This window comes from Yoonia tamlensis, assembly GCF_900115105.1.
GTDB lineage: Bacteria > Pseudomonadota > Alphaproteobacteria > Rhodobacterales > Rhodobacteraceae > Yoonia > Yoonia tamlensis.
Window position 1 is genome coordinate 1,519,304 of sequence record NZ_FOYP01000001.1, and the last position, 26,081, is coordinate 1,545,384.

General features: G+C 58.3%; 25 protein-coding genes. 12 read left to right on the forward strand and 13 right to left on the reverse strand.

The genetic code is table 11. The features are described 5' to 3' along the window. Nucleotides 1–2: 2 nt before the first annotated feature. From nagZ to BM320_RS07930, 6 genes are all read right to left on the reverse strand, one after another. Nucleotides 3–992: a beta-N-acetylhexosaminidase gene (gene nagZ, locus BM320_RS07905; protein ID WP_090198610.1), complete on the reverse strand. Its 990-nt coding sequence runs from the start codon at nucleotides 990–992 to the stop codon at nucleotides 3–5. Beyond that, entirely contained in the window at nucleotides 992–1,843 is an 852-nt protein-coding gene (locus tag BM320_RS07910) for an SPOR domain-containing protein (protein WP_090198612.1), read from the reverse strand. Before BM320_RS07910 ends, nagZ begins: the two co-directional genes overlap by 1 nt. A 70-nt stretch (nucleotides 1,844–1,913) precedes the next feature. Next, nucleotides 1,914–3,653, reverse strand: coding sequence for an arginine--tRNA ligase (gene argS / locus BM320_RS07915; protein ID WP_090198615.1), 1,740 nt, complete (start codon nucleotides 3,651–3,653; stop codon nucleotides 1,914–1,916). 124 nt (nucleotides 3,654–3,777) lie between these two features. Then, nucleotides 3,778–6,069: an arginine/lysine/ornithine decarboxylase gene (locus BM320_RS07920; RefSeq protein WP_090198618.1), complete on the reverse strand. Its 2,292-nt coding sequence runs from the start codon at nucleotides 6,067–6,069 to the stop codon at nucleotides 3,778–3,780. Nucleotides 6,070–6,156: 87 nt separating this feature from the next. Then, the gene (locus BM320_RS07925; protein WP_090198621.1) at nucleotides 6,157–7,995 is read right to left on the reverse strand and encodes a cation:proton antiporter; all 1,839 of its coding nucleotides are present in this window, start codon (nucleotides 7,993–7,995) and stop codon (nucleotides 6,157–6,159) included. Beyond that, on the reverse strand, nucleotides 7,985–9,157 hold the full coding sequence (locus BM320_RS07930; protein ID WP_090198624.1) for a deoxyguanosinetriphosphate triphosphohydrolase: 1,173 nt from the start codon (nucleotides 9,155–9,157) through the stop codon (nucleotides 7,985–7,987). The genes BM320_RS07925 and BM320_RS07930 overlap by 11 nt, the downstream gene beginning before the upstream one ends. A 72-nt stretch (nucleotides 9,158–9,229) precedes the next feature. Between BM320_RS07930 and BM320_RS07935 the strand changes: the two genes are divergently transcribed. The 3 genes from BM320_RS07935 (at nucleotide 9,230) to BM320_RS07945 (ending at nucleotide 10,817) form a co-directional block, all read left to right on the forward strand. Beyond that, entirely contained in the window at nucleotides 9,230–9,556 is a 327-nt protein-coding gene (locus tag BM320_RS07935; RefSeq protein WP_207496861.1) for a HesB/IscA family protein, read from the forward strand. A 57-nt stretch (nucleotides 9,557–9,613) separates the two neighbouring features. Beyond that, on the forward strand, nucleotides 9,614–10,414 hold the full coding sequence (xth, locus tag BM320_RS07940) for an exodeoxyribonuclease III (protein WP_090198626.1): 801 nt from the start codon (nucleotides 9,614–9,616) through the stop codon (nucleotides 10,412–10,414). A gap of 76 nt (nucleotides 10,415–10,490) precedes the next feature. After that, nucleotides 10,491–10,817 (forward strand): hypothetical protein, encoded by a 327-nt coding sequence (locus BM320_RS07945; protein WP_131802333.1) that lies wholly within the window; start codon nucleotides 10,491–10,493, stop codon nucleotides 10,815–10,817. Here the strand turns inward: BM320_RS07945 and BM320_RS07950 are convergent. Together BM320_RS07950 and dksA are read right to left on the reverse strand one after the other, a co-directional pair. After that, the gene (locus BM320_RS07950; RefSeq protein ID WP_090198632.1) at nucleotides 10,814–11,962 is read right to left on the reverse strand and encodes an FAD-dependent monooxygenase; all 1,149 of its coding nucleotides are present in this window, start codon (nucleotides 11,960–11,962) and stop codon (nucleotides 10,814–10,816) included. The two genes, BM320_RS07945 and BM320_RS07950, sit on opposite strands and share 4 nt — an antisense overlap. A gap of 1 nt (nucleotide 11,963) precedes the next feature. Next, complete coding sequence (dksA, locus tag BM320_RS07955; protein WP_090200475.1) at nucleotides 11,964–12,386, reverse strand: RNA polymerase-binding protein DksA; 423 nt, start codon at nucleotides 12,384–12,386, stop codon at nucleotides 11,964–11,966. A gap of 187 nt (nucleotides 12,387–12,573) precedes the next feature. Here dksA and BM320_RS07960 point away from each other — a divergent pair, with 187 nt between their 5' ends. The 7 genes from BM320_RS07960 to BM320_RS07990 all read left to right on the forward strand — a co-directional run bounded on the left by BM320_RS07960 (nucleotide 12,574) and on the right by BM320_RS07990 (nucleotide 17,992). Beyond that, nucleotides 12,574–13,413 carry an AAA family ATPase gene (locus BM320_RS07960; RefSeq protein ID WP_090198635.1) on the forward strand — a complete coding sequence of 280 codons (840 nt, stop codon included), beginning with the start codon at nucleotides 12,574–12,576 and terminating at the stop codon, nucleotides 13,411–13,413. 64 nt (nucleotides 13,414–13,477) lie between these two features. After that, nucleotides 13,478–13,927, forward strand: a complete 450-nt coding sequence (locus BM320_RS07965) for a GNAT family N-acetyltransferase (RefSeq protein WP_090198638.1) — start codon at nucleotides 13,478–13,480, stop codon at nucleotides 13,925–13,927. Further along, nucleotides 13,924–15,276, forward strand: a complete 1,353-nt coding sequence (locus BM320_RS07970) for a DUF2927 domain-containing protein (RefSeq protein WP_090198641.1) — start codon at nucleotides 13,924–13,926, stop codon at nucleotides 15,274–15,276. Before BM320_RS07965 ends, BM320_RS07970 begins: the two co-directional genes overlap by 4 nt. Nucleotides 15,277–15,291: 15 nt before the next feature. Next, the gene (locus BM320_RS16395) at nucleotides 15,292–15,462 is read left to right on the forward strand and encodes a hypothetical protein (protein WP_090198644.1); all 171 of its coding nucleotides are present in this window, start codon (nucleotides 15,292–15,294) and stop codon (nucleotides 15,460–15,462) included. A 3-nt stretch (nucleotides 15,463–15,465) separates the two neighbouring features. Continuing rightward, the gene (locus BM320_RS07980) at nucleotides 15,466–16,653 is read left to right on the forward strand and encodes a vWA domain-containing protein (protein WP_090198647.1); all 1,188 of its coding nucleotides are present in this window, start codon (nucleotides 15,466–15,468) and stop codon (nucleotides 16,651–16,653) included. Next, the gene (locus BM320_RS07985) at nucleotides 16,654–17,283 is read left to right on the forward strand and encodes an MOSC domain-containing protein (RefSeq protein WP_090198650.1); all 630 of its coding nucleotides are present in this window, start codon (nucleotides 16,654–16,656) and stop codon (nucleotides 17,281–17,283) included. Between the two features lie 28 nt (nucleotides 17,284–17,311). Further along, nucleotides 17,312–17,992, forward strand: coding sequence for a M48 family metallopeptidase (locus BM320_RS07990; protein ID WP_090198652.1), 681 nt, complete (start codon nucleotides 17,312–17,314; stop codon nucleotides 17,990–17,992). Here BM320_RS07990 and BM320_RS07995 read toward each other — a convergent pair. The 3 genes from BM320_RS07995 to BM320_RS08005 are packed head-to-tail and all read right to left on the reverse strand — an operon-like array spanning nucleotide 17,989 to nucleotide 20,339. Next, entirely contained in the window at nucleotides 17,989–18,531 is a 543-nt protein-coding gene (locus BM320_RS07995) for an RSP_2648 family PIN domain-containing protein (RefSeq protein WP_090198657.1), read from the reverse strand. The two genes, BM320_RS07990 and BM320_RS07995, sit on opposite strands and share 4 nt — an antisense overlap. Further along, on the reverse strand, nucleotides 18,528–19,739 hold the full coding sequence (locus BM320_RS08000) for an RSP_2647 family RNA methyltransferase (RefSeq protein WP_090198659.1): 1,212 nt from the start codon (nucleotides 19,737–19,739) through the stop codon (nucleotides 18,528–18,530). Before BM320_RS08000 ends, BM320_RS07995 begins: the two co-directional genes overlap by 4 nt. 54 nt (nucleotides 19,740–19,793) lie before the next feature. Further along, nucleotides 19,794–20,339, reverse strand: coding sequence for a DUF6778 family protein (locus BM320_RS08005; RefSeq protein ID WP_090198662.1), 546 nt, complete (start codon nucleotides 20,337–20,339; stop codon nucleotides 19,794–19,796). Between the two features lie 176 nt (nucleotides 20,340–20,515). Between BM320_RS08005 and edd the strand changes: the two genes are divergently transcribed. Together edd and eda are read left to right on the forward strand one after the other, a co-directional pair. Beyond that, nucleotides 20,516–22,321, forward strand: coding sequence for a phosphogluconate dehydratase (gene edd, locus BM320_RS08010; RefSeq protein WP_090198665.1), 1,806 nt, complete (start codon nucleotides 20,516–20,518; stop codon nucleotides 22,319–22,321). 80 nt (nucleotides 22,322–22,401) lie between these two features. After that, entirely contained in the window at nucleotides 22,402–23,046 is a 645-nt protein-coding gene (gene eda, locus BM320_RS08015) for a bifunctional 4-hydroxy-2-oxoglutarate aldolase/2-dehydro-3-deoxy-phosphogluconate aldolase (protein ID WP_090200476.1), read from the forward strand. Here the strand turns inward: eda and BM320_RS08020 are convergent, their stop codons facing one another. Beyond that, nucleotides 23,047–23,316, reverse strand: a complete 270-nt coding sequence (locus BM320_RS08020; RefSeq protein ID WP_242650975.1) for a hypothetical protein — start codon at nucleotides 23,314–23,316, stop codon at nucleotides 23,047–23,049. Next, complete coding sequence (locus BM320_RS08025; protein WP_090198670.1) at nucleotides 23,306–26,074, reverse strand: [protein-PII] uridylyltransferase family protein; 2,769 nt, start codon at nucleotides 26,072–26,074, stop codon at nucleotides 23,306–23,308. Before BM320_RS08025 ends, BM320_RS08020 begins: the two co-directional genes overlap by 11 nt. Nucleotides 26,075–26,081: the final 7 nt, after the last annotated feature.

Here is a 26,081-nt window from a genome sequence, read left to right on the forward strand (position 1 = left end):
ACTCACGCTAATAGCGTCTCAAGTTCGGCCTCCAGCGCGCTGATGTCAACAATTTCGGGCGCTTTGCGCAGCGATAAAGCCTGATCCGCGCGGTTTTGTGCGGCTTGGGTCATGGCACCTGCCGCATTGGCGACCGATTGCATTTCAGTGGCGACACCATTGCAGTGCAAAACAATATCACAACCCGCCACAATTGCGGCCCGCGCGCGGTCGGCCACGGTGCCCGATAGTGCCTGCATCGACAGATCATCAGTCATCAACAACCCGCCAAAGCCGATATCGCGGCGGATCACGTTGATCATCGCGGGCGATGTGGTGGCGGGTGCGTCGGGGTCAATCGCGGTAAAGACGATATGCGCGCTCATCCCCATTGGCAGATCGTTCAGCGCTTTGAATGGGGCGAAATCTTTTGCATCCAGCGCGGCGCGATCCGCTGTCACTGTGGGCAGGTTCAGGTGGCTGTCGACCGCCGCGCGCCCATGGCCCGGAATATGTTTCAGCACCGGCAAGACACCCCCCGCCAGTAACCCGTCCGCGCAGCTACGCGCCGCCGCAACGACCGTTTCGACATCGCGCCCGTAAAGGCGGTTTTGCAAAAACGGGTGGGTCACATCCTCGGCGATATCTGCTAAGGGCGCGCAATTCACATCAATGCCTACGCTGCGCAGATCAGCCGCGATCAGCCGGTTGCGAACCCATTGCGCGCGCAGGGGATCACGGGTGCGGTCCATTTGGTCCAGCGCAGGCAGAAATTCGCGCCAATGCGGGCTGCGCATCCGCTGCACCCGCCCGCCTTCTTGATCAATCAGTATCGGGGCATCGCGCCCGACGGCTGCGCGCAAATCGGATGTCAGGCGTTTTAGCTGGTTCGGGTTATCAATATTGCGCGCAAAAAGAATAAAGCCAAAAGGCTGCACATCGCGGAAAAATTTACGTTCCCATTGTGTGATTTCTTGACCTTCAGGCGCAAAAATCGCGGCGTTCAGTGTCATTAATTGACCACAACGGCGATGCAATCCGCGCCTTCGGCGGTTAAGGCTGCACAAAAACGGCGGGCTTCGGCGCGGTCTTCAAAACCGCTGGCGCGCAGGCGATACCATGTGCCGCTGGACTGGTCGGAAACCTGAATGACCCGCTCCTTGCCGCTCAGCAATGTGTCAAACTGCCCTTCGATCAGCGCCCATTGGGTCGCCGCCAACTCAGGTGACGGGAACGCGCCAAGTTGCACAAGGTTGGTGCCTGCGGTGAAGCTGGCAGAGTTTACGGCGACCTCGCTATTTGTTGTAGCCGCTGGCGTGCTACGCAACGCTGCAGGGCGCAAAATCGGCCGCAATGAGCGCGCAACGCCAGGCACATCGGCGGAAATTGTCACGATCTGTTCTGTTTGCGGCGGTGTTTGAGCCGTGATCTGACTTGCGGCTTCAAGGATTTCCGCGACAACGGCATCCGCTTCGGACTGGGCCAGATCGGCTGCGGCCCGCGGGTCTGCGGCTTCGGCGATGGGTTGCGCGTCCAGATCTTCTTGGGCCAGCCCTGCGGTTGTTGGTGCCAGCACAAGCCGGTCTTCAGGGCCGCCCGCCTCGCCGATTGCGGCGACTTCATTGACAGAAAGTCCGGTATGCGCGGCAACAGCCCCGCCCGGATTATCGGGCAGCACCCGCATTTCACCTTCCATGGCGCGCACAACGGGAATGCCGCTGACATCGCGCATGATCAATTGGTAACCCCAAATACCGACACCAAGCATCAATGCTAGTGACAGTCCGGCGCCTGCAAAATTCATAATGGAATTGGTGCGCGATGCGTCACCCGACGGGGCGAACCCTTCGTTGTATACTGCCATTTCTGCCTCACTGCCCGTGCCTTTTTGGCTTTTGGGTCCGTTAATTCAGCTTACTCTGGCAGCATGTGCGTTAGCGCATCTCTTCTGCCGGAGTGACCCCAAGAATACCCAATCCGTGCGAAATGACAATCGCTACGGCGCGAATCAGGGCAATTTTCGCCTGTGTGGCATCTGAATCACTCTCTTGGACAAAGCGCAGCGCGGTTTCATCATTGCCACGATTATAGAGTGCGTGGAAATCCGACGCCAAATCATAAAGATAAAACGCAATCTTGTGTGGCTCGTGCCCTTTGGCGGCAATTTCAACAAGTCGCGGCCACTCGGCCAGCTTTTTGATCACGCCCAGTTCCGCGTCATGCGTCAGGCCAGACAGATCAACACCCGCCAAAGTCGCATCATCGACCGCCGTAAAGACGCCCGCCTTTTTCATCGCCGAATTCACCCGTGCATAGGCGTAATTCACATAGAAAACGGGGTTGTCCTTGGATTGTTCCAACACTTTATCAAAGTCGAAATCAAGCGTCGCATCGTTCTTGCGCGTCAACATATGGAACCGCGTCACGTCCGGACCGACAAGATCAACGACATCGGCCAGCGTGACAAATGTCCCTGCCCGTTTGGACATTTTGAACGGTTCGCCGTTTTTATACAGCTTTACCAATTGCGTCAGCTTCACATCCAGCGGCACCTTGCCGTCAGACAGCGCCGAAACGGCCGCCTTCATCCGTTTGACATAGCCGCCATGATCGGCGCCGAATACGTCGATCAGCTGGTCATAGCCGCGCTGCACCTTGTCATAATGATAGGCGATGTCGGGCGCAAAATATGTCCACGCTCCGTCAGATTTCTGCACGGGCCGGTCCACGTCATCGCCGTGTGCGGTGGATCTGAACAGCGTCTGTTCGCGCGGTTCCCAATCTTCGGGCAGTTTGCCTTTGGGGGGTTCCAGCGTGCCGCGGTAGATCAGGCCTTTTTCGTCCAGCTCTGCGATCGCTTTTTCGATCAGGCCGGTGCCATAAAGCGATTTTTCGGAAAAGAAGCTATCCATCACAACACCAAGCGATTCCAGATCGGTGCGGATCAGGTCCATCATCGCTTCGGTTGCGAATTCACGGATATCGGCAAGCCAGTGATCTTCGTCCTTTTCGACGTATTTATCACCGACCTTCGCCTTAAGCGCCTCTCCGACCTCGATGAGATAATCGCCCGGGTATGTCCCCTCGGGCCACTCCACGCTTAGGTCGTGGGCCTCAAGATAGCGGTTATACACCGACCGCGCGAGCACATCGACCTGCGCCCCGCCGTCGTTGATGTAGTATTCCTTGGTCACGTTATAGCCCGCGTAATCCAGCAGACGCGCGAGCGCATCACCAAACACGGCGCCGCGTGTGTGGCCGACATGCAAAGGCCCTGTCGGGTTCGCCGATACGTATTCCACCAAGATTTTGGCGTTCTGGCCCAATGTGGATTGCCCGTAAGTCGGATCGGTCAATGCGGTTTTTACCACCGCCTGCCAGACACCCGCATCAAGCCGCATGTTCAAGAACCCCGGCCCTGCGACCTCGGCCACGGTGATCATCGGGTCGGCCAGCAGTTTGGCCGCGAGCGCATCTGCAATCGCGCGCGGGTTCATCTTGGCGGGCTTTGCCAGCACCATCGCTGCATTGGTTGCCATATCGCCGTGGGCGGCGTCGCGTGGGGGTTCAACCGCGACGGCATCTGTCGACAACCCTGCGGGCAATGTGCCTTCGGCCACCAGTTGATCAAGGCAGGCAACCACACGGGTACGGATATCAGCAAACAGGTTCATAGCAGTCCTTTGGCCCGATATCGGGCATCATAACATTTGGTCAGGGTTTACCACCCTAACCGCGCAGGTCAATGGACCCTCGGCGTTTGCAGGCCCGCACATAAGTCACACCGCGGTTCACCCGCTAAAGTGCGACACAATCCGCAAAATAGGCCGATGTCCCGTCTTCGGCGATCTCGTGCACAAGCCCGTGAATGTCATTTTCAAACCCGGGGCATTCGCGCGCAAATTCGCGGTTGAATTTCAGATAATCGACAATTTTCTTGTTGAACACCTCGCCCGGCACCAAAAGCGGGATACCTGGCGGATAAGGGGTGATCAGGCTGGTTGTGATCCGCCCTTCGAGTTCATCAATCGGGACCCGCTGCGTGGTGCGCTGTGCGATATGGGCAAAGGCCGCGCTTGGCGTCATCGCGGGGGTATGATCGCTCAGGTAGATATCGGTCGACAGGATCGCTACATCGTATTTGGTATAAAGCGCATGCACATGCTGACACAGATCGCGCAGCCCCATTTTTTCATAGCGCGGGTGCTGGGCACAGAATTTCGGCATCGTCCGCCATAGCGGCTGGTTGCGGTCATAATCGTCTTTGAACTGCTGCAATGCCGCCACAAGCGTGTTCCAGCGCCCTTTGGTGATCCCGATCGTGAACATGATGAAAAAGCTGTAAAGCCCTGTTTTCTCAACAACGACACCGTGTTCAACCAGATATTTCGACACGATGGACGCCGGAATGCCGGTTTCTTCGAACCGGCCGTCCAGATTCAAGCCCGGAGTGATCAAGGTCGCCTTGATCGGGTCAAGCATGTTGAAACCGGGTGCCATATAGCCGAACCCGTGCCATGAATCTTCACCGTCCGAGGCCTGCACACCGTCCGCATCGGTCCGTTTGAGCACCCAATCCTTGGTTTCGCCGATCCCCTCGTCGCCTAATGCCTCTGGTCCCCAGACTTCGAACCACCAGTCGTCTTCACCGAATTCTTCATCGACTTTGCGCATCGCGCGCCGGAAATCGAGAGCCTCTGCGATGCTTTCTTCAACCAGCGCGGTGCCGCCTGGCGGTTCCATCATCGCCGCCGCCACATCACAGCTTGCGATGATCGAATATTGCGGGCTGGTCGATGTGTGCATCAGATAGGCTTCGTTGAACAGGTGACGATCCAGCTTGGTGTCTTCGCTGTCTTGCACAAGCACATGGCTTGCCTGTGAAATCCCCGCCAACAATTTGTGGATCGACTGGGTCGCATAGGTCACGGAATGCTTGGTGCGGCCACGTTTGCGGCCCATCGCATGATAGCTGCCATAAAACGGATGGAACGCAGCATGGGGCAACCATGCTTCGTCGAAATGCAGGTTTTCGACATAACCGTCCAGCAGACCCTTGATGGTTTCGGTGTTATAAAGCACCCCGTCATAGGTTGATTGGGTCAGCGTCATGATCCGCGGTTTGATCGCATCAACATCGACACCTTCAAGCAACGGGTTGGCGCGGATTTTGGCCTTGATGCTTTCGATCTCGAATTCGCTTTGCGGGATCGGGCCGATGATGCCGTAATGGTTACGCGTGGGCTTCAGGAACACAGGGATCGCGCCGGTCATGATAATGCTGTGCAGGATCGATTTGTGGCAGTTGCGGTCAACCACCACCACATCGCCGGGTGCAACGGTGTGATGCCACACCATTTTGTTGGACGTCGATGTGCCGTTGGTCACGAAATAGCAGTGATCTGCGTTGAAAATCCGCGCCGCATTGCGTTCGGACGCGCCAATCGCGCCGTTGTGATCCAACAGCTGGCCGAGTTCCTCGACCGCGTTACACACATCCGCGCGCAGCATGTTTTCACCGTAAAACTGGTGGTACATCTGCCCGATAGGCGATTTCAGAAACGCCACGCCGCCCGAATGGCCGGGGCAGTGCCACGAATACGACCCGTCTTCTGCGTAATCCAAAAGCGCCTTGAAAAACGGCGGCTGGATGCCTTCAAGATATTGTTTGGCTTCGCGAATAATATGGCGCGCCACAAATTCGGGCGTGTCTTCGAACGCATGGATAAACCCGTGCAATTCGCGCAGGATGTCGTTGGGCAGATGCCGGCTTGTCTTGGTTTCGCCGTACACATAGATCGGCACGTCTTCGTTTTTCCAGCGTACTTCTTCGATGAAATTGCGCAGATTCAAAACGGCAGGGTCAAGGTCGGGACCGGGCGTGAACTCTTCGTCGTCGATGGACAAAAGAAAGGCGCTCGCGCGCGATTGTTGCTGCGCAAATTGCGACAGGTCGCCATAGCTGGTGACGCCCAGCACCTCGAAACCTTCTTCCTCGATCGCCGTGGCCAGCGCCCTGATCCCGAGGCCCGATGTATTTTCGGACCGGAAGTCTTCGTCGATGATGACAATGGGAAAGCGGAATTTCATGTTTGATTCCTTCTTGCGCTGAATTTGGGTGCATCGAACTCCATGGACTATGCAGGCAAAGCTGCCCGCATGTCCATGAAGCCGGTCTTAAGTGGACACAGGAGCCGGTTGTTCGGGCTCGTCCGATCCAGGCGGGCGCAGGGCAATGATGCGCACATCGGGGGCGGGTTTCACCTCTTCATCTTTGCGGATCAGTTTGATCGCGCCATTTGTGCCGATCCGCGCGAAAAGATGCGCATCGGGCCGTTTTGCGCGCCAGTCCTCAAGCGTGTATTCTTCGCTCAGCCGCGTGATCCGGAATGTCCAACCATCCGCAATCATACGTTCCAACCCGCGGTGGGTTTCTTCAACGCCAAACTTGCGCCCGCCCAATGTCCGCGGCAACTGGTGGCGCGCGCTGTCGTTTTTGGCGCGCATGACTTGGAACACGGAATCGCGGCCGAATTCTGGTGCCAGATCGGTGGCGACCAGCGTGTTATAGGCGTCGTTATCTGTGGCGGCGACCAATGTCGCATAGCTGATCAATTCCAGCCGCTGCTCGGCGGCCTCGGACAGGATATCGCCCGAAAACGTCGGGATGCCCGCCGCGCGCGCGCCGCGCAAGTTGCCAAAGTTCGGGTCGGTCATCAGCACTGGCACCTCGGCCTTTTTCAATGCTTCGGCAAAGGCGGTTGTCCAGTTTGACCCACCAATCACCACAACCCCCGGCACGTCCGCGCCGGTCAACCCCAGCCAGCGCGCAAAAGGCGCGAGCGTGAACCCGTGCAACACCACGGTGACCGCAACCAGAACAAAGGCCAGCGGTGCAATCAGCGGCGCATCTTCAAAACCAAGCCCGATCAGCCGGTCCCCGAACAATCCTGCGACAGCAACAAGAACCACCCCGCGCGGGCCGGTAAATGCCACAAGGATCTGTTCACGATACGGAACCCCCGACCCCAAAAGTGCCACAAACACTGTCAGCGGGCGGGCAACCAAGATCACCAGCAGAACAAAGCTGATTGCGCGCAGATCAAGCTGACGTAGCGCGGAAAAATCAAGGCTCGCTGCGAGCAGGATAAACACGCCTGAAACCAGCAAGACCGTGGCGTGTTCCTTGAAACGCCGCAGTTCTTCGTAGCTGGGCAGGTTCGCATTGGCGATCACGATCCCCATGATGGTAACCGCCAAAAGCCCGCTTTCGTGCAGCACGTAATCCGACAGGCCAAAAATGCCCAAAAGCAACGCAAACAGCACGGGCACTTTCATATACTCAGGCACCCAGCCCCGTTTGAACGCGCGCGCAAGCCCGTAGCCGGCAAGGATGCCCAGCACGGTCGCAACCGTGATCCCGATGACCAGATCCATGATCGCGGCATTCACCGTGGTGGCCGTGTTCATTACCAGCACGACCTCGAATGCCAGCACAGCGGCCAAAGCGCCGATCGGGTCGTTGACGATGGCCTCCCACTGCAGCAAGGCCGCGGGGCGTTTGGACAGTCGCGCGGTGCGCAACAACGGTGCAATCACGGTAGGACCGGTCACGATCATGATGCCGCCGAAAACAGTCGCGCTTTCCCACGACAGCCCTGCCCCGTAGCGCAGCGCCAATGTTGACGTCAACCAGCCAAGCGGCGCACCGATAAACACCAGCCGCCGCACACCCTTGGCCGCATCCGCCAAATTATGAAAGTTCAAGGTCAGCCCGCCCTCGAACAGGATAATCGCAACCGCAATCGATATCATCGGCCCCATCAGCGGCCCGATATCACGTGCCGGATTGAAAACGCCCGTTACCGGCCCGATCAGCACCCCCGCGACCAGCATTAGTACAATCGCAGGCATCCGCAGGCGCCAAGCCACCCATTGCGACCCGACCCCAAGCGCACCCACAAGCGCAAATGCCATGACAGGCGCCATTGCGCCAATGTCCGATTCAACTGCCATCGATAACCCCTGCTGGTATTTCTTCGCCACCGATCAGCCGGCGATGTTCCTGAATCGCGAACCTATCTGTCATGCCTGCAATATAATCCGCAACACTCCTTGCCAAGGCGATTTCATCGGGCGCATCCGCCACATCCTTGCGCCATTGCTTGGGCAGTTCATCCGTATTCTGCATGAAAAACGGAAATAAATCATTGACCATCTGCGTCACCACCACCCGCATTTCCACAACCGCAGGCGCGCGGTACATGCGGGTAAACAGGAATTTGCGGATGACCTTCAGGTCGGTCCACAGTTCCGGCGAAAACTGGATCATCATGCGCCCCGCGTGGCGGATGTCATGCACGGTGGACGGGTTCAGGTCTGTCAAATTGCGCTGGCTGACCTTGATCACATCCTCGACCAGCACCCCAAAGAACCGGCGCAAGGCCTCGTGGCGGCGACGGTAATAATTCAGATCGGGGTATTTCGCGTCCACACGCGCAAAACAATCGCGCAGGATCGGCAGTTCTGCCAGATCATCCGTGCTGAACAGCTCAGCACGAAGACCGTCGTGTAAGTCATGGTTATTATAGGCAATATCGTCGGCAAGTGCAGCAACCTGCGCCTCGGCGCTGGCATGTGTGTGCAATTCAAGATCATGGCGCGCGTTATAGGCGGCCAGCGCATAGGGAATATCGCCCGTCACAGGACCATTGTGTTTGGCGATACCTTCCAATGTCTCCCACGTCAGGTTCAGCCCGTCCCATTCGGCATAGTGGCGTTCCAGATCGGTCACGATCCGAAGCGCCTGCGCGTTGTGGTCAAACCCGCCGTAAGGCTGCATCAAGGCATCCAACGCCTCTTCGCCGGTATGGCCAAAGGGCGTGTGACCCAGATCATGCGCCAATGCGACGGCTTCGGTCAGCTCGACATTCAGCCCCAATGTGCCCGCAACAGTGCGCGCGACCTGCGCGACCTCGATCGAATGGGTCAGCCGCGTGCGGAAATAATCACCTTCATGTTCGATAAATACTTGGGTCTTATGTTTGAGCCGCCGGAAGGCTGACGCATGAATGATCCGGTCGCGATCGCGTTGAAAAGGCGAGCGAAAATAGCTTTCTTCTTCGGGGTAAAGCCGCCCGCGCGGGTTTTGCGGGTCGGTTGCATAGGGGGCTGCCATTGTTTTGCCTGTCTTGTCCGTCTTGCTTATGGACCCTATATTGCAATTGAACACAAACGCATAGGTCGCAAAATGCTGACAATTCCCCCAAAAGTAACGCCACGCGCCTTTGAACGGCTGGCCGAGATTGGTGCCGCAGCCCAAGGCAAGGCCCTGCGCATCGCGGTTGAGGGCGGCGGGTGTTCGGGATTTCAGTATGAAATTGATCTCGATGAGGTCAAAGACGATGACCTTGCCCTGACAGATCAGGGCGAAACCGTGGTGATTGATGCCGTGTCCCTGCCCTTTCTGGCCGATGCGACGATCGATTTTTCCGAAGAACTGATCGGCGCGCGATTTGTGATCAACAATCCCAATGCGGCATCATCTTGCGGCTGCGGCACATCATTTTCGATGTAGCCTGCCCTTGTACATCGCCGCGCCCTCCTGCAAAACTGGCCAAAACAGGGGCGGACAATGAAAATCGCGACATTCAACATTAACGGCATCAAGGCGCGGATGAACGCGCTGACCGATTGGCTGGACGATGCCAATCCCGATGTCGCTATTTTGCAGGAAATTAAATCCCAGGACGAAGGATTCCCGCGCGAAGCCCTTGAAGACAAAGGCTATAACGTCGAAACCCATGGGCAAAAAGGGTTTAACGGTGTTGCGATCCTGTCCAAGCTACCGCTTGAAGATGTGACCCGCGGCCTGCCCGGTGCGGCGGGTGCCGGACGTGAAGGTGTCGACGATGAAGAGGCGCGCTATATCGAAGCCACGGTCGTGGGCGATGTCGCGATCCGCATTTGCGGGCTGTATCTGCCCAATGGCAACCCTGCCCCTGGCCCCAAATATGATTATAAACTGCGCTGGATGGACCGGCTGTATACCCGCGCCCAAGAATTGATGGCGGCTGAAATGCCCGCGCTGATGGCCGGTGATTACAACATCATCCCCCAGCCCGAGGATGCCGCGCGCCCCGCCGATTGGACCGATGACGCGCTGTTCCGGCCCGAAAGCCGCGCCGCATTTCGCAAAATCGTGAACCTTGGCTTCACCGAGGCTTTTCGGTCGTGTGAAACAGGCGACGGGCATTATTCATTCTGGGATTACCAGGCGGGCGCATGGGAAAAGAACAACGGCATCCGCATTGATCACTTTCTTTTGACCCCGCAATGCGCGGATTTGTTGAATAATTGCTGGATCGAATCTGCGGTTCGCGGGCGCGAACGCCCGTCGGATCATGTGCCCGTCTGGGTTGACCTCGCGGCCTAGGTTCATCGATAATTAAGACAGGCGCATTATGCTATGCGCCATTGTTAAGGTGCATCTTGTAAGGAGCATGGCAAAAATGCTCGGTAAAACAATTGCTTTGGCCTGCAGTCTGGCCTGTTTTTCGCCTTCTATTGCGGCGGCGCAATGCCTGATGGCCAACACCAGTGCCAGTTGCGTCACCGCGCCCGTATCCACAACCCCGCGCCCAAGCCCTGTTGAAATCGGCAGCTATCTGGAACGTGGCGAACATTCGATCATGATGAACGCAGACTATTATGGCCTGCCGCCGGTACGCGATGGCTGGGTCTATATGCGGATCGAAGATGACGTTTACCGCGTTGATTTCAGGACGTTTCAGGTACTGGAACAGGTGACCGACCAGACCAATTACTATTTTCGCTAGGTAGACACGTCAAAATCATACAGCCATGACAGCCGGTTCAAAAACGCATTCGGCGCGACAGCCCCCATTGCACGCAGGCCACTATGGGCGATGCGGCGCTTGACGCCTGAAAAATGGTAGTTGCGCGCATTGGCATTGGCTGCGTTGATCGCACGGACCACACGGTCGCGGCGGTCCTGTTGATACAGGCGCAGACCTGTCGCAAGCGTTTCATGGCGATTGCATGCGCGCGCCAGAACATATGCATCCTCGATCGCAAGATTCGCGCCTTGTGCCAGAAATGGCAGCGTCGGATGCGCCGCATCGCCCAAAATCGCCATGCTGCCCATCTGCCAGCGCTGCGCCACCGGATGGCGGAACAACCCCCACAGGTTTACCTTTTCGACATCGGCAAGGATCGATTTCAGCCGCCAGTCGCAATCCGCAAAAGCGTGCCGCAGATTGCCCGGATCATCATTGTGATTCCAGCCTTCATCGGCCCATTGGCTGCGCTGCTGCACGGCCACAATATTCAGCCGTCCGCCCGGCAGCGGATAGGTGACCATATGACGCCCAGGTGCCATCCAGATCCGCGCCACCGGTTCATGATCTTCCGATTGCACCAAGGCGCGCCATGCAACCTGACCGGTAAAAAACGGCTGCGCGGGCGTGTTGATCACGCTGCGCAGCACAGAATGCAGCCCGTCCGCCCCGATGGTCAGATCAGGCGTCACGGTTTCGCCGGTTGCAACAAACGATCCGTCCTGCCTGATATCGCTGATCCGCGCGTTCAGCTTCACCACAACGCCGGTTGCCGCGCAGGCACGCGCAAGCAAATCAATAAGTGCGGCGCGATGAAAAAAACGGTAGGGGGGCGATTGTTCAGACAGGTCAAAACGGGTGATCGCCCGCCCGGTAAGCGCATCCATGGGCACAACCGCCTGCGCCTGTAGCCCCGAAAGGCCCAAAGGTTTTTCCAGCCCCAGCGCATAAAGCGCGCGCATCCCGTTGGGGGTAATTTGCAGCCCCGCCCCGACTTCGGTCAATGCGGGGGCCTGTTCGTAGACAGTGACAGAGGCGCCATGTCGCGCAAACGCAAGGGCCGCGGTCAGCCCTCCGATGCCGCCGCCAATTATGGCGACGTTGCGGTTTGCGTTATAATGCATCCTAGTCGTCGCGATGCACCTTTTCACGGCGCTCGTGGCGTTCTTGCGCCTCAAGGCTCATGGTGGCGATGGGGCGCGCGTCCAGCCGCTTGAGCGAAATCGCCTCGCCGGTAATTTCACAATAGCCGTATTCACCTTCGTCGATGCGGCGCAAGGCGGCGTCGATTTTGGCGACCAATTTACGCTGGCGGTCACGTGTGCGCAACTCGAGCGAACGGTCGGTTTCTTCGGATGCACGGTCGGCGACATCGGGGATATTGCGGGTCTGGTCTTTCATCCCTGCAACGGTGTCACGGGTATCTTCGACAAGTTCCGCCTTCCAGTTCAACAGCTTACGACGGAAATATTCCGTCTGGCGTTCGTTCATGAACGGCTCGTTGTCGGCAGGGGTATAGTCTTCTGGCAGAAACGTTTCGGCTTTCATCTTCATACCTTATCAATTCTCCGGCACGGCCTTGCCACAATCCAAAAGTACAGTAGCGGGGGCCATATTTACGCGGGGGTTTACTCCTTCGGATGGCAACTGTCACCCCCTGTTTTTGACGATTAAGGGTTGTTGATGATCGGCACGGACCTGATAGGTTGCGACCACAATAACTGGATTTGCGAAGATGAAGTTTACAGGCACCGACACATATGTAGCGACTGAAGATCTGGGGGTTGCGGTGAATGCGGCGATGGTTTTGCAGCGCCCCTTGCTTGTCAAAGGCGAACCCGGCACCGGCAAAACCGAACTGGCCCGTCAGGTCAGCGCGGCGCTGGATATGCCGATGATCGAATGGAACATCAAATCCACCACCAAGGCGCAGCAGGGGCTTTATGAATACGACGCCGTCAGTCGGTTACGCGACAGCCAATTGGGTGACGCCAAGGTCAATGATGTGGGCAATTACATCAAAAAGGGGAAGCTCTGGCAGGCGTTTGCGTCTCCCGAACGTGTGGTTTTGTTGATTGATGAAATCGACAAGGCCGACATCGAATTTCCCAATGATCTGCTGCAAGAACTGGATCGCATGGAATTCCACGTCTACGAGACGGGCGAAACCGTGCAGGCGCGCCACCGCCCCGTGATCATCATCACGTCCAACAATGAAAAGGAATTGCCAGACGCGTTTTTGCGCCGCTGCTTTTTCCACTATATCCAGTTTCCCGATATCGACACCCTGCGCAAAATCGTCGCCGTGCATTTCCCGGGAATCAAGGACGCGCTTTTGACCACGGCGCTGACGCAGTTTTATGACATCCGCGAAACCGCAGGACTTAAGAAAAAGCCGTCAACATCCGAAGTTCTGGACTGGCTGAAACTGCTCTTGGCCGAAGATCTGACGCCCGAGGATCTTAAACGTGACGGCGCCAATGCATTGCCCAAATTGCATGGTGCCTTGTTGAAAAACGAACAGGACGTGCATCTGTTTGAACGGCTTGCCTTTATGGCCCGCGCGGGGCGGTAATACGGGCGTGACTGGCGGGGGCCGAATTTCCCGCTATGCTTGGCGCAATCAAGGGGCCAATAACATGACACAGACCATCATCCGCCCGCTGCGCAGCAGCGACAGACCCGCATGGGAAACCCTATGGACCGGTTACCTGACATTTTACAAAACGTCATTACCGTCAAATATTTACGACACGACTTTCGCGCGATTGATCGGCGAAGATTCGCAAGATTACAGCTGTCTGCTTGCGGTGCAGGACGATCAGCCCGTGGGCTTGGCCCATTATCTGTTTCACCGCCACTGCTGGCGCGTTGAAAATGTCTGCTATCTGCAGGATCTGTTTGCCGCCCCGCATGTGCGCGGCACCGGTGTCGGTCGGCAATTGATCGAAGCCGTTTATGCCGCCGCGGATGCGGCAGGGGCGCCAAATGTCTACTGGATGACCCAACAGGACAATCACACAGGTCGCCAGCTTTATGACCGGGTGGGCAGCTTGACCGATTTCATCAAGTACCAGCGCCCAACATGAAGCGGATCGCGGCCTTTGCATTTGCCTGTCTGACAGCCTGCACGCCTGCGCCACAGGCCAGCCAGACGGCGCAGCCGACCCTGCTGGAATTTCCGCAGATGCGCAGTTTTGGCACCCCGACCCCGACGCCGCCCCAGCGCCCTAATTCCGAAATCGCAGGGGATATTCTGGACCTCGCCTTTGCGATGGAAACCGGACAGCCGCTGCCGGTCCTGACAAGGTTTGAACAGCCGATCACCCTGCGCACTGCAGGCAACCTGCCCGCCCATATGAGCCGCGATCTGGAGCTGCTTTTAGCACGTTTGCGCGCAGAGGCAGGGATTGACATCAGCCGCAGCAACGCCGCCCGCGCCAATATCGTGATCGAAATTGTCACCCCCGCGCAGATGCGGCGCGTGGCCCCCAATGCCGCCTGTTTTGTTGTCCCGCGGGTGCAAAGCTGGGCCGAATTGCAACGTTCGCGGCGCAATGGCGCGCTGAACTGGGCAACGCTGACCACACGTGAACACGCGGCGATTTTCATCCCTTCGGGCACCCCCCCACAAGAAGCCCGCGACTGTATGCACGAAGAACTGGCACAGGCGCTTGGACCGCTCAACGATATGTACCGGCTGCCGGATTCAGTCTATAATGATGATAATATCCATGCCGTGCTGACGGGGTTTGACACGCTGGTTTTGCGGGCCTTCTACGACGACCAACTGCACAGCGGCATGACCCGCGCACAGGTCGCAGCCCGCCTGCCCGGCATTCTGGCGCGGATCAATCCGGGCGGGCAACGGGCGGGCGGCGCTGCCGATCCCGCCACGCCACGCGACTGGAAATCCGCCATCGAAACCGCGCTGAACGGTCGCCTGACACCAGCTGCAAGGCGCAACGCCGCCGCGCGCGCCATAGATATTGGCGAAGAAATCGGCTGGACCGGTGCGCGCAGGGGTTTTGCCTATTACGTCTACGGTCGGTTACAAATCGCGCATGATGCATCGGCTGCGTTGCGGTCGTTCAACACTGCCTTTGCGATATTTTCGCCGGATCGCACGCTTGATATCCATGCCGCCCATGTGGCGGTGCAACTAGCCGCCGCAACGCTGGTCGCGCGCGACCCCCAAGCCACAATCGCCATCACGGATCAGGCGATTCCGATTGCGCAACGCTACGAAAACGCAGCGCTGTTGTCGCAGCTTTTGATGTTCAAGGCCGAGGCGCTTGATCTACAAGGCAACACCGAGGCCGCATCCGCGCAACGGCTGGACAGTCTGGCATGGGGGCGTTACGGATTTGGCAGCCGCGATGAGGTCATCGACCGGCTAAACGAAATCGCGTCGCTTGCGCGTGATAATCCAAGCTAACAAAGGATAAACGCGATGATTTTTCCACTTATTGGACTGGTATTTGGGGCCATCTTTGGCGGGTTTCGCGCCAAATCGCGGGGCGGATCGGGCAAGGATATCGCGCAATGGTCGGCGGTCTTTGCGATCATCTTCGGGTTGGTTGGTCTGTTCACCCTGATCTACATCGAACGCAGCCTGACCTAAGCGATGTTTCTGCCCTTCTTTGACAATTTGCGCAAACATGCCGTTCCGGTATCGCTGCGCGAATTTCTGGCCTTTCTCGAGGCGATGAAAGCGGGGCTTGCCACCTATGATATCGACGCGTTCTATTATCTGGCGCGCACGATCATGGTCAAAGACGAACGCAATCTGGATAAGTTCGACCGCGCCTTTGCGGCAACCTTTGAAGGGCTGGACGCGATCCCCCCCGAAGCCGTGATGGAGGCCGTCGATATTCCTGCCGATTGGCTTGCGAAGCTCGCCGAGAAGCACCTGTGCGCTGCGGAAAAAGCCGAGATCGCGGCGATGGGCGGTTTTGACAAGCTGATGGAGACGCTCAAAAAGCGGCTTGAGGAACAAAAGGGCCGCCATCAGGGCGGGAATAAATGGATCGGCACTGCGGGCACTTCGCCCTTTGGCGCCTATGGCTACAACCCCGAAGGCGTGCGCATCGGCCAAGCCGAGAGCCGCCACCAGCGCGCGACCAAGGTCTGGGACAAACGCGAATTTCGCAACCTTGATGACAGCGTCGAACTCGGCACCCGCAACATCAAGGTCGCGCTCAAACGCCTGCGCAAATGGGCGCGTGACGGGGCGCATGAGGAACTGGATCTGTCAGGCACCATCCGCGCCACGGCTGAACATGGCTATCTTGATGTGCAAACACGGCCAGAGCGGCGCAATGCAGTTAAGGTTTTGTTATTTCTGGATATTGGCGGTTCAATGGACCCGCATATCAAACTGGTCGAAGAACTGTTCAGCGCCGCGAAATCCGAATTCAAACACTTTGAGCATTTCTATTTTCACAACTGCCTGTACGAGGGCGTCTGGCGCGACAATGCCCGCCGCTGGGATGCGCAAACCCCGACTTGGGACATTTTGCGCACCTACGGGTCTGATTACAAATGCATTTTTGTCGGTGACGCCAGCATGTCGCCTTATGAAATCGCCTATAAGGGCGGTGCGAATGAACATTGGAATGCCGAAAGCGGCGCGACATGGCTGGCACGCGCGCGCGACCAATGGCCCAGCCATCTGTGGATCAACCCTACCGACGCCCGCTATTGGGGCTATACGCAATCGATCCGGATGATTCAGGATATTTTTGGCGCCGACCGCATGGTGCCGATGACATTGGCCGGCATTGAAACCGGTATGAAAGCATTGGGGCGATAGGTGGAAATCTTAGGCATCCAGATCGGCAAACCCGAACCGACCAACGCCAAATCGGGCCTGACAGGGCATTTCAAAAAACCCGTGCCAAGCGTCCAGATCACCGATCAGGGGCTTGTCGGCGATACCATCTGCGACAAGAAACACCACGGCGGCGTGGATCAGGCAGTTTATATTTTCGGGGAACCCGACCGTCTGTGGTGGGAGGCTACGTTGAAACGCCCTACCCCGCCCGGATTTTTCGGCGAAAATCTTTTGATATCCGATCTTTGCAGCGCAAAGCTAAACCTTGGCGATATCTTTGAGATCGGGGAAACCCTGCTGCAAATCACATCGCCGCGCATTCCTTGCGCCACCTATGCCGCCCATATCGGCAGTGGTCAGGCGATCAAACAATTCTATGCCGCCGAACGCCCTGGCGCCTATGCGCGGGTGCTGCGCGCGGGCAGCGTGACCACCGGAATGGCCGTGCGCCACCAGCCGTTTGACGGGCCAAAGATCACGATTATCGACAATATGCGCGCCTATCTGGACGGGTTTTCCGACGCGGATTTTCTGTGCAAAGCCCTGCAAACCCCCGCCCATTACAAGCTCCATGCCGAGGCCAGACAGCGGCTGGGGCTGCCCTTGTGATGGGCCGATTCACCCCCATATTAACCCTATGATCAAATTCACCCCGATCCTTTTGGCCGTGCTTTACGGTTTGGCGATGTACCGCTTTTCGGTTTGGCGCACAGCGCGCGAGCTGGATGCAAAATCCACCGAACTGGTTGATCCGGGGCTGGGCCAGATGCTGCGCCGAATGGCGGATGCTTTGGATATCGCGCGCATTCGCGTCCATATCTATGAGATTGAACCAGTGAACGGGCTGGCGGTCGAAGACGGGCGCATTTTCATCACGCGCGGGTTTTACGAAAAATACCGCGAAGGCAAGGTCAGCGCGGATGAAATGGCCTCTGTGATCGCACATGAATTGGGGCATGTGGCCTTGGGACATGCGCGCCGCCGGATGATTGATTTTTCAGGACAAAACGCAATGCGCACCGCGCTGGCGATAGTTCTGGGGCGGTTCATTCCGCTGATCGGCCCATGGATTGCGGGAATGGCGATGCGGCTGCTTGCGGCGGGAATTTCGCGCAAGGACGAGTTCGAGGCGGACGCCTATGCTTCGGCGCTTTTGATCAAGGCGGGGATCGGAACCGCGCCGCAAAAGGCGCTGTTTACCAAGCTTGAAACCCTGACCGGCGCGCGCGGCGCGACCACGCCTGCGTGGCTACTGAGCCATCCCAAGGTCGCGCAACGCATCGCCGCGATAGAGGCAAACGAGTCCAAGTGGCACTAGCCGATCAGCGCTTTGCCGAACCTTGGAAGCCGCGCTTTTTTCATCAGCGCGCGCATTTCCCACGGGCGTTCTGACAGGCGGTTTGCTTCGGCCAGTACGCGGTCTGCAACGGGCCGCACGGCATCAGGGGATTGCGCGAACAACTGGCACAAAAACCCGTCAGGGTCGCGGCGGATCAGCCCTTCTTCGGCAAGGATATTGCCCGGAAAATCCTTGGCGTTCATCGTCAGGATCGCGTCACATGACCCGATCACCGCCGCCGTCAGCACATGGATATCGCCCGCGTCAGGCAGCCAGAATTGCGCCTCGCGCGCGGGGTCGTAGGTGACGCAGGCCTGCGGGAACTGCGCGCCGAGTGCGGCGATTTCACCGCGCGCGAAAACTTCCGCTTCTGGCCCAATCTTGCGCGTGGCCCGCGCCCATTCTTCCAGAATTCGCGGGCTCCAGCGGGGTGCGAACAGCCCCGCCTGCGCGCAGCCAAGCACGGTTTCGCGCATGACCGTCGGGTAAAGAACGCAGGCGTCGATCATCACCCTCATAGGCGGAAGACAACGACCTTAAGATAGCCGCTTTCGGCCAGATGCGGCAGTTGCGGATGATCAGGGCCGGCAAAACCGGTATAGATGATCTGCCCGCGCCGCCCTGCGCGGCCAATCCCGCGCGCGGATGCGTTGCGAAATTTGGTCAGATCGGCGGCATGTGAACATGAACACAGCACCAGATACCCGCCTTCGGTGACCAAAGGTGCCGCCAGCCGCGCCACACGTTCATAGGCGCGCAGGCCTGCTTCGGCGGCGTTGCGGGTTGGTGCAAATGCGGGCGGATCACAAACGACAACGTCGAAATTTGCGCCCTCTTCGGCCAAGGCGGCAAGCACGTCAAAAGCATCACCCTTGCGGGTTTCAAACCGGTCACTGGCCCCCATTGCGGCAGCGCCCTGTGCGGCCAGTTCCAGCGCGGGTGCGGATCCGTCAACCGCCAGCGCCGATGCAGCGCCCCCCGCCAATGCCGCCAGCCCAAAGCCGCCGACATGCGAAAACACATCCAGAACCCGCGCATCCTTGGCCAATCCGGCGGCAAAGGCATGGTTGGGGCGTTGGTCAAAGAACAGACCGGTTTTCTGGCCGCCCATGACATCGGCCATATAGATGGCGCCATTCATCGGCACTGGGATCGGCCCTTCGGGCGCTGTGCCAAGCACGATTTCGGTCTTTTCTTCCAAACCTTCCAGTGTGCGCGCGCGGCCTGTGCCGTTCATGATCACGGTTGTGACGCCGGTCACCTCGGCAAGTGCGGCCACCAGCGGGGCAATCAGCACATCGGCCCAAGCCGCGTTCGGCTGTACCACGGCCACATCGCCAAAACGGTCGATGACCACGCCAGGCAACCCGTCGGATTCGGCATGCACAAGGCGATAGAACGGCGCATCATAAAGCCGCGCGCGATGCGCAAGCGCGCGGGTCAGACGGGCAGCAAACCATGCCTGATCAATCACCGCCTCGGGATCTTGGTCGAGCATCCGGCAAATGATTTTTGACGCAGGCGTGACTGCGACAATGCCCATAGGCACGCGGTTCGCGTCTTCGAGCATTGCAATAGTACCGGGCGCAAGATTGCGTGTGCGGCGGTCGGTGACCAGCTCATTGGCGTAAACCCAAGGAAAGCCGTGACGGATCGCACGGGCTTCGGCCTTGGGGATCAGGCGGACAACGGGCATGGTGGCGGGGGAGGTGTCAGATGTGTTCATATCTGACCTCCTACCCCTATTCGCCCCTGCTTGGGAAGATGTCGCGTGATGTCTTTAGATCAGGTTGTTGCGCAAGGTTGCGGTCAGGAAATCTGTGACCTCAACCTTTTCGGTGCGCCCTGCAGCCTCAAGCGCTTGGGCGCCGCTGCCACCAGGTGCATCAAGATTGGCGACAATCCGGCGCGCGGGTTCGATCACTGCACCTGTGCGCGCATCGCGGACCGTCATCATAAAGATGATGTTATAGACGCCACCGATCGAACCACGTGTGCGTTCGGTCACCCCGTGAAAGCGGATCAGCTGGATATCAACTGTCACCGGCGTGTCCCCGCGGATCACGGATGTATTGCGTGCTGCGGCGGTTTCGAACATCGCGCCGATCTGGGCAATACGCGGTCCGGGCGCATCGCCGCGCCAGACGATATCTGCTTGCGGGTAATAATTATTGGCTTCGGAGACCACCAGACCTGGGGTTGCGGTAAAGTTCAATGATTGCAACGTATAAGACCGGTCAACCGCAGGGCGCGGGTCTGAACCCGGTCCCGCACAGGCAGCCATCGCGCCAATCAGCAAGACAATTCCAAAAAATCGTTTTATCATCGTTATATCCTTAACCGCAGTCACATATTTCGGGCAGGCGTATCATACCGCACCAAGTCGGGTAAATAGGTACAACACAAGGGCTAACAATTAGACAACGGTTTGACGCACGATAGACTTGTTAGCGCTAACAGAATATGCTACGCCCTGCGCGAACACATGTTATGAGGAAGCCAATGCCACTTCATCCAGTAATTGCGCAAGTCACTGACCGCATTCGTGCACGCTCAGAATCAACGCGCCAGACCTACCTTGAAAACATGGCACGTGCCGCATCCGAGGGGCCGCGCCGCAGCCATATGGCCTGCGGAAATCTGGCCCACGCCTATGCGGCAATGGGCGAAGACAAAGACACGCTGGCCGCTGGCCGCGCACCCAATATCGGCATCATTACCGCTTATAACGATATGCTTTCGGCGCATCAGCCGTTTGAACAATACCCGAATCTGATCCGCGCCGCGGCCCGTGCGGCCGGTGGCACCGCACAGGTTGCGGGTGGCGTGCCTGCAATGTGTGACGGCGTGACCCAAGGCCAGACCGGCATGGAACTGTCGCTGTTTTCGCGCGATGTGATCGCGCTCGCCGCCGGTGTCGGCCTGTCGCATAACGTGTTTGACGCTGCAATCTATCTGGGCGTCTGCGACAAGATCGTACCGGGTCTTGTGATGGCCGCCGCCACTTTCGGCTATATCCCCAGCGTGTTCCTGCCTGCGGGGCCAATGACATCCGGCCTGCCCAATGACGAAAAGGCCAAAGTCCGTCAGAAATTCGCACTGGGCGAGGTTGGCCGCGAAGAATTGATGAAATCCGAAATGGCGTCATACCACGGGCCGGGCACCTGTACGTTCTACGGCACAGCCAACACCAACCAGATGTTGATGGAATTCATGGGATTGCATCTGCCGGGTGCGTCATTTGTGAACCCCAACACGCCGATGCGCGATGCGCTGACCGTAGCAGGCACCGAACGCGCGCTTGAGATCACCGCACTAGGTAATCAGTTCACCCCGACCTGCGATGTCTTGGACGAAAAGGCGTTTGTGAACGGGCTTGTCGGGCTGATGGCAACCGGCGGGTCAACCAACCTTGTGCTGCACCTGCCTGCGATGGCGCGAGCGGCGGGGATTATCCTTGATTTGCAAGACTTTAGCGATCTGTCCGATGTGACCCCGCTAATGGCAAAGGTCTATCCAAACGGGCTGGCCGATGTGAACCATTTCCACGCCGCAGGCGGGCTTGGGTACATGATTGGCGAATTGCTGAATGCCGGTTTGCTGCATGACGACGTGAAAACAGTCGCGGGCGACGGGCTGCATCTTTATACGCAAGAGCCAAAACTGACCGACGGGCGGATCACCTATGCGCCCGGAGCAGGCAAATCACTGAACGAAAAAATTCTGCGCCCCGCCAGCGATCCGTTCCAGCCACAAGGCGGGCTCAAGCAATTGAAGGGCAATCTTGGGCGCGGCGTGATCAAAGCCTCCGCCGTCGCCAAAGAACGCCATATCGTCGAAGCCCCTGCCCGCGTTTTCCACACCCAAGAAGCCGTGAAGGACGCGTTCAAAGCTGGCGAATTCACCAGCGACACAATTATCGTCGTGCGCTTTCAAGGGCCTAAATCCAACGGCATGCCCGAACTGCACGGGCTGACGCCAACATTAGCCGTGCTGCAAGACCGCGGGCTGAAAGTCGCGTTGGTCACGGACGGGCGCATGTCGGGCGCATCGGGCAAGGTGCCGTCGGCAATCCATCTGTCCCCCGAAGCCGCCGATAACGGGCCGATCAGCCTGATCATGGACGGCGATATCGTGCGGCTTGACGCGACCAAAGGAACCATTGATGTACTGGGCGTCGATCTGGACACACGCAGCCCTGCGATTGCGGATCTGACTGGCAACGGCAACGGCGTGGGCCGCGAATTATTCGACGTCTTCCGCCGCAATGTGGGCCTGTCATCAGAAGGTGCTGCGGTGGTTGTCTAACCCGACCACGACCTGATAGTATGCTAGTATGGGACTTAAGAAACCCCCTGCGCCACAAACCAACGATGAAAGCCAATAAAATGACCCCACAAGAAGCCTCTGCCGCCGCCACCAAAGTCTGCCAATTGGCGCCTGTTGTGCCTGTTCTGGTTGTCGATGATGCAAGCACTGCCGCCGATCTTGCCCGTGCGCTGATTGCTGGCGGTCTGCCCGCTCTGGAAGTGACATTGCGCACCCCCGCAGCTCTGGACGTGATCCGCGAAATGGCCAGCGTGCCGGGCGGTGTTGTTGGCGCTGGCACATTGCTGACGCCAAAAGACGTTGAAAACGCCAAGGCCGCAGGCGCGACATTCGGGGTGTCACCAGGCGTGACAGAACGGCTTTTGGATGCTTGCGAAGCCAATGATCTGCCGCTGTTGCCCGGTATCGCAACCGCAACCGAAGCCATGTACCTGCTCGAGCGCGGCTATACAGTGCAAAAATTCTTTCCCGCCGAGGCCAATGGCGGCGCGCCCGCCCTTAAGGCGATTGGCGCACCGATCCCGCAGGTCAAATTCTGCCCGACTGGTGGTGTCAGCCTGAAAAACGCCAATGATTACCTCAGCCTGAGCAATACGCTTTGCGTGGGCGGGTCTTGGGTTGCGCCCAAGAATCTGGTCGACGCGGGCGATTGGGCCGGAATCGAGGCGCTGGCCCGCGAAGCCGCGCAACTGACCGTCAGCTAGTTATTCAGACACCCGCGCCCGTCTACCGCCACGGCGTTTGGGCGGGCGCGCGGTTTCCAGCGCAGCGTTTAACGTTGCGATCATCGGATGTGCAGGGTTAGCGTTGCTGTGTCGCGCAAGATGCGTCTTGACCGCCGCCAATGTATCCACATCCGCCGAAATCCCCATCGCCCATTCCAAAAATATCGTCCGGCATTCCGGCTCTGATATGTTTGCGATCAGGAACGATTCCGCAATCAATCCGGTGGGGTCGATGGGATCAATGGCCATCATCGATCCCCAGTTTCCGGCAAATCACCGCTGCCGCTGCTGCCGCGGAACGGATCAGCTGCTGTGACAAACCGTCAAGATCCTTGCAATCTGTTTCGCGCAATATCAACCGTTTTGCCCCTTCGCTCATTTCGTCAGGGTGTAACGGCCCTGCGGTGACCAGACGCGCCACTACCTGCACCGACCACATAAGCCGCGCCGCATGGGTTAATGCCTGCGCATCAGCGGCATCCAGCCAGCCGTCAACGACACCTGCCTGCAATTGCCCCGCCATATCGCATGCATTGGCACCCGCACGTAGACAGGCTGTCTGCGCAAGCAATTCGATATCTTGCAAACGCCCCGCCCCGATCTTGGCATCCCATGCACCCTGCGGCGGTTTTGCCTCGGCGATGCGGCGGCGCATGTCGGCAACATCGGCCAGCACAGTGGCACCTTGACCTTTGCCCGTCAGGATTTTTTGGCGGAATGTCTCGAACTCTGCGGCCAGTTCAGGGTCACCGGTAATGGCGCGGGCGCGCGTCAACGCCAGATGTTCCCATGTCCATGCCTCGTCCGCCTGATAATGCTGGAACGCATCGAAAGAGGTCGCAACAGGGCCGGACCGGCCAGACGGGCGCAACCGCATATCCACCTCATAAAGCCGGCCTTCGGACATTTGCGCGGATAATGCGGTCACAAGCGCCTGCGTTAGCCGCGCGTAATAGGTGCGCGTCGCCAATGGGCGGCGCCCGTCCGACATTTCAACGCCACTTGCGTCATAGATCATGATCAAATCAAGGTCGGATTCCGCATTCAGCCGCCCCGCGCCAAGCGACCCCATTCCCAAAACAATACCGCCGCGCCCCGGCATGTCCCCGTGTTTTGTCGTAAATTCAGCAACAATAGCAGGCCAAAGCCCCGCCACCACAGCACCGGCAAGATCGGCATATTGCGTTCCTGCAACATCAGCGGAAACCAATCCGCGCAGCAAATGCACACCAATACGGAAATGCCATTCTTTGGCCCAACGGCGCGCAGCGATCAGTTGCGCCTCATAGTCGGGCGCTTGCGCCAGAACATCGGCAAGCCTTGCCTGTAACGCAACCTGTCCCGGCCACGGATCAAAAAACGCGCCGCCGATCACCGCGTCAAACACGCCCGCGTTGCGCGACAGATATTGCGCCAATGCAGGGGCCGTGGCGGCAATATCGACGATCAACTGGGTTAGTTGCGGGTTGGCCTCAAACAGCGAAAACAGCTGTACACCGGCGGGCAGTCCAGCCAGAAACCCGTCAAATTGCAACAAGGCCTCGTCGGGTTTGGCGGCCTCTTTCAGCTTTGACAGGATTTCGGGTTTCAGACGCTCGAAAATCTCGACGGCGCGGGACGAACGCAGCGCAGGGTAATTGTGCCAACGCGCCACGGTTTCGGCCCCCCAGTCGTCGGTCAACGGCGGTGCGGCGTCGGGTGCAAAGAAGCCTTCGGTCAGCGCATGCACCTCTGCGCAGCGGTTTGTTATCTCTTGGCGCAGCGCGGCAACTTCGGTGCCCATGAATGCCGCAAGCCGCGCGAACCCCTCTGCATCGGCGGGCAGATGATGGGTTTGCTGGTCGTTGATCATTTGCAAACGATGCTCGACTTCACGGTGGTATTTATAATGATCATAAAGCGTTACAGCATCATCTTCAGGCAACCAATTCGCCGCAGCCAGCGCGTTCAGCCCGTCGCGTGTCCCGCGCACCCGCAACGAAAGATCGCGCCCGCCCGCAATCAACTGGCGGGTCTGGGTGAAAAACTCGATCTCGCGGATACCGCCGCGCCCAAGCTTCATATTATGGCCTTCAAGCACCAGGTCGCCGTGCAAGCCCTTGTGATCGCGGATCTTGAGCCGCATATCATGCGCGTCCTGAATGGCCGCAAAATCCAGATGTTTACGCCACACGAACGGGCGCAGCGTGTCTAGAAACCGTGCGCCCGCGGCGGCGTCGCCGGCACATGTGCGGGCCTTGATATAGGCGGCACGTTCCCATGTACGGCCAAGGCTTTCGTAATAGCGTTCGGCCATTTCCGCAGACAGGCATACAGGCGTCGATGACGCATCCGGACGCAGCCGCAGATCGGTGCGGAACACATAGCCGCCTTCGCGCACATCAGACAGAATCGCCGCCATTTTGCGCGTGACGCGGATAAAGCTGGCGCGCACCTCGTGGTAATCGTCGGCGCTGAAACGGGTTTCGTCAAACAGGCAAATCAGGTCGATGTCGGAGGAATAATTCAATTCGCCCGCACCCATCTTGCCCATCGCAAGCGCAAACATCCCCCCCGCCTGCGCCGGATCATCCCCGCTTGGCAGTTTGCCGCGCGCGGCCTCGGCAGCGACAAGTTGCACCAATGCGGCCTGCACGGCGGCATCCGCAAAATCGGTCAGCACCTGCGTCACTGTTTCCAAAGGCCAAACACCCGCAAGATCGGCTAGCGCTGTGATCAGCGCGATCCGGCGCTTGCATTGGCGTAAATGTGCGGTCAGATCATCAAGCGCCACCAGCGGAATTTTCGCGAAAATTCCGCGCACCGCCGCCTCGGGATCATCGAGCGCGGGCACGATCCACGCCGCTTCTTTTTCAAGCAATCCCGCCAGATAGGGGCTGCACCCCGCCGTGCCAATAACCAGCGGAGCCAGCGCGCGCGGCAAATCAGGCAAATGGGTCAGCACATCCGCCCCGCGATCGGGGTCAAATGCATGGGGGCAACGGGTTTGGCGATCAAGAAATGACATGGGTTAC

Excerpts from the sequence above, each read along its gene's own strand:
- nagZ (WP_090198610.1), bottom strand. The coding sequence starts at position 992 with ATGACACTGAACGCCGCGATTTTTGCGCCTGAAGGTCAAGAAATCACA.
- BM320_RS07910 (WP_090198612.1), bottom strand. The coding sequence starts at position 1,843 with ATGGCAGTATACAACGAAGGGTTCGCCCCGTCGGGTGACGCATCGCGC.
- argS (WP_090198615.1), bottom strand. The coding sequence starts at position 3,653 with ATGAACCTGTTTGCTGATATCCGTACCCGTGTGGTTGCCTGCCTTGAT.
- BM320_RS07920 (WP_090198618.1), bottom strand. The coding sequence starts at position 6,069 with ATGAAATTCCGCTTTCCCATTGTCATCATCGACGAAGACTTCCGGTCC.
- BM320_RS07925 (WP_090198621.1), bottom strand. The coding sequence starts at position 7,995 with ATGGCAGTTGAATCGGACATTGGCGCAATGGCGCCTGTCATGGCATTT.
- BM320_RS07930 (WP_090198624.1), bottom strand. The coding sequence starts at position 9,157 with ATGGCAGCCCCCTATGCAACCGACCCGCAAAACCCGCGCGGGCGGCTT.
- BM320_RS07935 (WP_207496861.1), top strand. The coding sequence starts at position 9,230 with ATGCTGACAATTCCCCCAAAAGTAACGCCACGCGCCTTTGAACGGCTG.
- xth (WP_090198626.1), top strand. The coding sequence starts at position 9,614 with ATGAAAATCGCGACATTCAACATTAACGGCATCAAGGCGCGGATGAAC.
- BM320_RS07945 (WP_131802333.1), top strand. The coding sequence starts at position 10,491 with ATGCTCGGTAAAACAATTGCTTTGGCCTGCAGTCTGGCCTGTTTTTCG.
- BM320_RS07950 (WP_090198632.1), bottom strand. The coding sequence starts at position 11,962 with ATGCATTATAACGCAAACCGCAACGTCGCCATAATTGGCGGCGGCATC.
- dksA (WP_090200475.1), bottom strand. The coding sequence starts at position 12,386 with ATGAAAGCCGAAACGTTTCTGCCAGAAGACTATACCCCTGCCGACAAC.
- BM320_RS07960 (WP_090198635.1), top strand. The coding sequence starts at position 12,574 with ATGAAGTTTACAGGCACCGACACATATGTAGCGACTGAAGATCTGGGG.
- BM320_RS07965 (WP_090198638.1), top strand. The coding sequence starts at position 13,478 with ATGACACAGACCATCATCCGCCCGCTGCGCAGCAGCGACAGACCCGCA.
- BM320_RS07970 (WP_090198641.1), top strand. The coding sequence starts at position 13,924 with ATGAAGCGGATCGCGGCCTTTGCATTTGCCTGTCTGACAGCCTGCACG.
- BM320_RS16395 (WP_090198644.1), top strand. The coding sequence starts at position 15,292 with ATGATTTTTCCACTTATTGGACTGGTATTTGGGGCCATCTTTGGCGGG.
- BM320_RS07980 (WP_090198647.1), top strand. The coding sequence starts at position 15,466 with ATGTTTCTGCCCTTCTTTGACAATTTGCGCAAACATGCCGTTCCGGTA.
- BM320_RS07990 (WP_090198652.1), top strand. The coding sequence starts at position 17,312 with ATGATCAAATTCACCCCGATCCTTTTGGCCGTGCTTTACGGTTTGGCG.
- BM320_RS07995 (WP_090198657.1), bottom strand. The coding sequence starts at position 18,531 with ATGAGGGTGATGATCGACGCCTGCGTTCTTTACCCGACGGTCATGCGC.
- BM320_RS08000 (WP_090198659.1), bottom strand. The coding sequence starts at position 19,739 with ATGAACACATCTGACACCTCCCCCGCCACCATGCCCGTTGTCCGCCTG.
- BM320_RS08005 (WP_090198662.1), bottom strand. The coding sequence starts at position 20,339 with ATGATAAAACGATTTTTTGGAATTGTCTTGCTGATTGGCGCGATGGCT.
- edd (WP_090198665.1), top strand. The coding sequence starts at position 20,516 with ATGCCACTTCATCCAGTAATTGCGCAAGTCACTGACCGCATTCGTGCA.
- eda (WP_090200476.1), top strand. The coding sequence starts at position 22,402 with ATGACCCCACAAGAAGCCTCTGCCGCCGCCACCAAAGTCTGCCAATTG.
- BM320_RS08020 (WP_242650975.1), bottom strand. The coding sequence starts at position 23,316 with ATGGCCATTGATCCCATCGACCCCACCGGATTGATTGCGGAATCGTTC.
- BM320_RS08025 (WP_090198670.1), bottom strand. The coding sequence starts at position 26,074 with ATGTCATTTCTTGATCGCCAAACCCGTTGCCCCCATGCATTTGACCCC.